This window comes from Candidatus Effluviviaceae Genus V sp. (assembly GCA_014728125.1).
Lineage (GTDB): Bacteria > Joyebacterota > Joyebacteria > Joyebacterales > Joyebacteraceae > WJMD01.
The window spans coordinates 1-6034 of record WJMD01000142.1 but is presented as its reverse complement, the minus strand read 5'-3'; the positions used below and the strand labels follow the sequence as shown (position 1 = coordinate 6034).

4 protein-coding genes are annotated in these 6034 nt (G+C 67.7%); 3 read left to right on the top strand and 1 reads right to left on the bottom strand.

The window, feature by feature from the left end:
• From GF405_08910 to GF405_08900, 3 genes are all read left to right on the top strand, one after another.
• Nucleotides 1-828, top strand: an 828-nt coding sequence (locus GF405_08910) for an ATP-binding cassette domain-containing protein (GenBank protein ID MBD3368269.1), incomplete at its 5' end; no start/stop codon positions are given.
• A 5-nt stretch (nucleotides 829-833) separates the two neighbouring features.
• Entirely contained in the window at nucleotides 834-2237 is a 1404-nt protein-coding gene (locus GF405_08905) for a beta-glucosidase (protein ID MBD3368268.1), read from the top strand.
• 50 nt (nucleotides 2238-2287) lie between these two features.
• Nucleotides 2288-5347, top strand: a complete 3060-nt coding sequence (locus GF405_08900; GenBank protein MBD3368267.1) for a glycosidase — start codon at nucleotides 2288-2290, stop codon at nucleotides 5345-5347.
• An 87-nt stretch (nucleotides 5348-5434) separates the two neighbouring features.
• On the opposite strand, the gene GF405_08895 is transcribed toward GF405_08900, so the two are convergent.
• On the bottom strand, nucleotides 5435-6034 hold a 600-nt coding region (locus GF405_08895; protein ID MBD3368266.1), incomplete at its 5' end, for an ATP-binding cassette domain-containing protein.

Genomic DNA, 6034 nt, shown 5'->3' with positions numbered 1-6034 from the left:
GGAAGCGGCAAGAGCACCGTCGCGCGCATCCTGCTTCGCCTCGAGCAGCCCGACGAGGGACGCATCCTCCTCGACGGCACGCCCATTCTCGAGAAGGAACCGAGACGCGCCTCCCTCGCCTACCGCAGGGTCGTTCAGATGGTCTTCCAGGACCCGTTCGGCTCGCTCAACCGCACGCACGACATCCAGCACCATCTCGCCAGACCGCTTCTCAGACACAAGCGCGCAACGACGAAGAACGTCCGCGACAAGGCCGTCGAGCTCCTGCACGTGGTGGGTCTGGAGCCGGCCGAGGAGTTCATCGCGCGCAGGCCGTACGAGCTCTCGGGCGGGCAGCGCCAGCGCGTCGCCATCGCGCGTGCCCTCGCGGTCGACCCGGACCTCCTCATCGCCGACGAGCCGACCTCAATGCTCGACGTCTCGATCCGCATGGACATCCTGACGCTCCTCGCCGACCTCAAGGAGACGCGGCGGCTGGCCATGCTTCTCATCACGCACGACCTCGCGTCGGCCCGCCACCTCGCGGACCGCGTGCTGGTGCTCTTCCGCGGCAGGATCGTTGAGGGCGGCCCTGCGGACGAGCTCGTCACGTCGCCGGCGCACCCGTACACGCGCGCGCTCCTCTCCTCCATCGCCGACGTCGGCACGCTGAGCTCCGAGGCGCCCGAGGTCGAACGCGACCCGTCCGACGAACCGGAGGAAGGCTGCCCCTTCGCACCCCGCTGTCCCGACGTCATGGACGTCTGCCGGACGATCGACCCCTCGTACCGGACGGTCGAGTCGCGCCGGGTGCGGTGCCACCTCTACCCCGAAACCGCGAAGGAGTGACTCCCGTGGCGGTACACCGCTTCCCCGACGACTTCCTCTGGGGCGTGGCGACCTCGGCCCAGCAGATCGAGGGCGCACGCAGTGAGGGCGGACGCGGCGACTCCGTGTGGGACGCCTTCGCGCTCCAGGAGGGGACCATCGAGGACGGCTCGACCCCGTTCGTGGCGTGCGACCACTACCACCGCATGCGCGAGGACGTCGGGATCATGGCGTGGCTCGGCGTGACCTCGTACCGCTTCTCGACCTCCTGGTCGCGGGTCATGCCGGGCGGAACCGAACCCAACGCGACCGGCCTCGACTTCTACGACGCGCTCGTCGACGCGCTCCTGGAGCACGGCATCGAACCGTTCATCACGCTCAACCACTGGGACATGCCCGTCGAGCTCCTCGAACCGGGCGGCTGGTCCTCGCGCGGGACGGTCCCGGCGTTCGTCGAGTACGCCCGCGCCGTCGCGGCACGGCTCGGCGACCGCGTCCGGTTCTGGACGACGCACAACGAGCCGTGGGTTGTCGCGACGCTGGGCTACGAGGACGGCTGCCACGCCCCGGGATGGCGGGACCCGGGGGCGGCGCTTCGGGCTGCGCACCACCTCCTCCTCTCCCACGGGCTCGCGACAGAGGCCGTACGCCGAGAGGTCGCCGACGCGCGCGTCGGCATCGTGCTCAACCTCGTGCCGTCGTTCCCGCACTCCGACACCGATGGTGACCGCGAGGCCGCGCGCTGGTTCGACAGCTTCTTCAACACGTGGTATCTGGACCCGCTTTTCCGCGGCGAGTATCCGCAGGACGGCGTCCGCGACCGCGTCCGACGCGGCCATCTCGAGAGCGGGCGGCTGCCGTTCGTCGAGAAGGGCGACATGGAGACCATACAGACACCGATCGACCTTCTCGGGGTCAACTACTACACCCGTGCGGTCATGAAGGCCGGACCGGACGGAGGACCGGAGCGGGCCGAGCCGGCGCCCGGCGCGGAGTTCACGGAGATGGGCTGGGAGGTCTATCCCGACGGACTGACCGATCTTCTCATCCGGGTCCACGAGGAGTACGCGCCGGGCCCGATGTACGTGACGGAGAACGGTATCGCGCTGCCGGAGCCCGACCGTGCCGGGGAGCGCATCGAGGACCCGCGACGCATCGCCTACCTCCGCGACCATCTCATCGCAGCGCACCGCGCCATCGAGGCCGGCGTGCCGCTCAGGGGCTATTTCCACTGGTCGCTCATGGACAACTTCGAGTGGGGCCACGGGTACACGAAGCGCTTCGGTCTCTACCACGTCGACTTCGAGACATGCGAGCGCACACCGAAGGCGAGCGCGCACTGGTACCGCGACACGATCGCGGCGAACGCCGTAGATGACGACGAAGAAACTCGAAGCAGCACCGGGGACGGAACCAGGAGGAACCCGTGAAGTCGAAGCGTACGAGAACGATCCTGTGGACGACGGCCCTTGCCGCCGCGGTGATCCTGACCGCCGCGACCGCCGTCGTTTCCGCCGAGCCGGAGGTGAGCATCGTCTCCGACCTCGAGGGACAGAAGCTCCTGCTCGACGGCGAGGACACCATGGTCTTCGGCATGAACTGGGGCTACGTGCCGATCGGCGAGAACTACCTCTACAACCTGTGGGCCCAGCCCGAGGACTTCATCAAGACGGTGCTCGACCGCGAGATGCCGCTCCTTCAGGATATGGGCGTCAACTCGATCCGCCTCTACGTCGGCATCCCGCCCCGGTGGGTCCAGTACATCTACGAGGAGTACGGCATCACCACGATGCTGAACCACACGGTGGGCCGCTACGGCTACACCATCGACGGCGCCTGGGTGCCGTCGGTCGACTACTCGGACCCGCGGTTCCGAAAGCTCGTGACCGAGGAGATCATCGAGTGGGTCGAGCTCTACCGGGACACGCCGGGCGTGATCTTCTGGCTCCTCGGCAACGAGAACAACTACGGCCTCCACTGGTCCTCGTTCGAGATCGAGGCGCTGCCCGAGGGCCAGCGCGACGAGGCCAGAGCGCGCTACCTCTATTCGCTCTTCGAGGACATCACGCGGGAGATCAACCGCGCCGATCCTGAGAAGCTCGTCGCCATCGCGAACGGCGATCTGCAGTACATCGACATCATCGCCGAGGAGTGCACGAGCCTCGACATCCTCGGCACGAACGTCTACCGCGGCATCTCGGCGCGCGACCTCTACGCGGTCGTCGAGGAGAAGCTCGGCATCCCCATCGTCTACACCGAGTTCGGAGCCGACGCCTACAACGCGAGGGAGATGCGCGAGGACCAGCTGATGCAGGCCAAGTACCTCATCGGCCAGTGGCAGGAGATCTACGAACAGTCGTACGGCAAGGGACGCGTCGGGAACGCCATCGGCGGCTACATCTTCCAGTGGTCGGACGGCTGGTGGAAGTACCTGCAGGAGAGCCGTCTCGACATCCACGACACGCACGCGTCCTGGCCGAACGGCGGCTACATAGAGGACTACGTCGAGGGCGAGTACAACATGAACGAGGAGTGGTGGGGCATCACGGCCAAGGGCCCGCCCGACCACCGCGGCCTCTACCAGGTCTACCCGCGCGCGGCCTACTACGCGCTCCGCCGGGCCTTCAAGCTCGACCCGTACGCCCCGACGACCGACCTCCAGGCCATCCGCGAGCATTTCGCGCCGATCCGGCCGGCCACGGCGGCCCTTCAGGCCAGGAGCGACCGGGCGGCGCTTCTGGGCGAGCCGCGCGAGCGCGTGCACGTCTCGGACGTCCGGCTCGAGTTCGAGACGTTCAACACAGGCGGCGAGCACACGACGACGCCGGAGGACAACGACGGCTCGGCCGAGGGCTACCCGTCGTTCCAGGGGTTCGACCATCTCGAGTCGTTCTACATCGACGTCGAGGTGAAGCCGACCGAGAGCGTGAGCGGAAAGGTGTCGGTCAACATCCTCGGTAATGTGCCGGAGAACCCGATCGACGAGATCTTCTACGAGAACCGCGGCCGCAAGCGCACCGTCGGCGAGACCGAGATCGGGGACGTCGAACGGGTGAAGGTCTATCAGGCCTCGGTCTCGTGGGACGACAAGTGGTTCATGCTCGACGGCTTCTACCGGACGGGTCATCTCCACTGGAAGCACGAGGGCGACTTCTTCGGTCTCTACCGGGACGCCTACTACGGCGAGAACGTCGACATCTACAACGGCATGGCGCCCGTGGGGTTCGAACTCGCCGGCAAGAAGCACTTCGACGGACTCAAGGTCGCGTTCGGCCCGCAGCTCTGGTGGGGCGCGAACCCGGCCGTGCTGCTCAAGTACCGCAAGCAGATCGGGCCCCTGAACGCGACCGCCGTCTACCACGAGGACATCGACGAGCAGTCGTCCGTGAGCACGTCGATCGCGATCCCCGAGCCCAAGACCCGCAAGGTCTCGCTGCAGTTCGAGACCGGCTACGGCGACTGGAACCTCCAGGGCGGAGCGCTCTGGTCGGGCAGCACGAAGGTCGGTGACGAGTTCCAGATCGTCGAGGACGACGTCGTCTACGAGGACGAGATCATCGACGGCGACACGTTCGGAGGGAAGGCGAAGGTCACGTGGCAGAAGGGCCGCTGGCACTGGTACGCGCAGGCGGCGCGGATGGGACTCGTGGCGAACGCCGGTCCGGACCCGATCATCACGTTCACCGGCTGGCAGCTCAAGGACTCCGGTCTCGGCAACCAGACGAACTTCCTGACGGGCCTCGCGGTCAACGTCGGGAACCTCCAGATCGCGCCGAACTTCCTCTGGCAGGAACCGATCATCGGCCCGATCCCGGACGATGTACCCGACCCCGGGCGGCCGCGGAACGTCCTCTCGGACCCGTTCGCCGTCAGAGGGAACCGCGAACAGGTGGGCGGCGAGCTCCTCTTCACGTACGACCCGACGCCCGCGACGTGGTTCTGGCAGTGGGACAACAACGTCCGCGAGGACGCCCCGCTGGCTGCGAGCATCGGGTTCGTCTACCGGCACCTGCCGACGACGATGGACGTGACGAACTTCATCGCGGAGGACGGCGTGACCGTCTACTCTTTCGGCGCCTCTCCCCCGCCCGAGGACCTCTGGAGCATCAACGCGCGGCTCGTCTCGAAGCTCGCGGCCCGGACCAGGATGGTCGCCACGCTCGTCTACGAGCGGACGCAGCCCAGAGGATGGGACCCGTCGGACGAGAACGAAACGCTCAACCGGACCATCGAGACCTTCAGCGCGGACGGAACCGTCACGCACGGCCCGTGGGCCGTCGGCGCGAACGTCGCCGTCAACGGCTGGGGTCCGTACGATTACCACCGCGACTTCAACCTGACGTACCCGCTGCAGGTCGGCGGCGACATCTCGTACTCGCTGGGGCAGCCGCGCTGGTTCGGCGACGCGCAGACGCGCATCGGCGTGTCGGGCAAGTGGCGCTCCCTCGACCTGAACTCGAACCGGTACGACGCGGAGTCGGCCGGCGACGAGGAAGGCTCGGAGTGGGAGATCAGAACGTACGTGCACGTGGCGCTCTAGGAGCGCCGCGGGGGCCTTCGGTGTCGTGAGGTGCACGCGAGGGCTCGCGGCGGCGGGCGCGAGACGCGCTCGCCCCGGCAGAGGTTCCTAGACGCGCTTCTCGATGAGCGAGGGCAGCTCACGGGCGCGATGGCAGGCGGAGATATGGCCGGGTCCGATCTCGATCGGGCCCGGCTGTTTCGTGGAGCAGACATCGATCGCGTAGGGACAGCGGGGATGGAACCTGCAGCCGGAGGGCGGCTTCCTCAGGCTCGCGGGCTGGCCGCCGATGCTCACGGGCTCCGGACCGCCGGGCTGGACCGACGGGAACGCCCGCAGGAGCCCGTCGGTGTACGGATGGCGCGGCGACTCCTTCAACGTCTTCGCGGGACCGACCTCGGCGAGCCGCGCGGCGTAGAAGACCGCGACGCGGTCGGACACCTGGAGCATCCGCGCCAGGTCGTGCGTGATGAAGAGCACCGCGAACCCGAGCTCACGCTGGAGCTCACGGATGCGCTCGAGGATCTCCCGCTCGACGATGACGTCGAGGGCGGTCGTCGGCTCATCGAGGATGACGATCGATGGCCGCATCGCCAGCGCGAGCGCGATGCCGACCCGCTGACGCATCCCGCCCGAGAGCTGGTGCGCGAACGAGTCGAGCCGGTCCCTCGGAATGCCGACGAGGTCCAGAAGGAACAGGGCCCGCTC